This is a genomic window from Pedococcus sp. P1_H8, assembly GCF_056405175.1.
This window is the reverse complement of the sequence record NZ_JBFUCP010000287.1, coordinates 1-424: the sequence shown is the minus strand read 5'-3', so window position 1 is coordinate 424 and position 424 is coordinate 1. Positions and strand designations below refer to the sequence as shown.

Annotated in this window: 1 pseudogene; it reads left to right on the top strand. The window is 62.3% G+C overall.

Annotated elements, in window-relative coordinates:
• Window positions 1-46: 46 nt before the first annotated feature.
• Window positions 47-169 (top strand): annotated as a pseudogene (locus AC1DYG_RS20045) (transposase); the annotation flags it as partial.
• Between the last annotated feature and the right edge of the window lie 255 nt (window positions 170-424).

Below are 424 nucleotides of genomic sequence, written 5' to 3'. Positions count from 1 at the left end.
CATCTGATCTGTGAGGATCACTCCTCACGATGGAAGGATGCTCCCCATGCCGAAACCGTTCCCCGAGGAGTTCCGCCGCGACGTCATCGCCGTCGCCCGGAAGGGTGAGGCCCCGCTGCGTCAGATCGCCAAGGACTTCGGAATCTCCGAAGGGTGCCTGCACCGCTGGCAGCTCGTCGACCTCAAGCGCAGTTGTTGGCTCGGCATACAGGTGGTCGTTGGCGGCCGGCGGGCGGCCAGCTCGGCAGATCTCACCGTATTGCTCTTGAGCCAACCTGCGTACGCCTGACCGAAAATAGGAACCGGGCACGCGCTGATTCGCGCCGGGTTCGAGGTAGCGGCTCCCATTCTTGAAGGCGACGGGAACTTCGAACGGAGAAAAATTGGTGATCGTGCAGGAGTAGCGGTCGCCGATCTTCGAGAC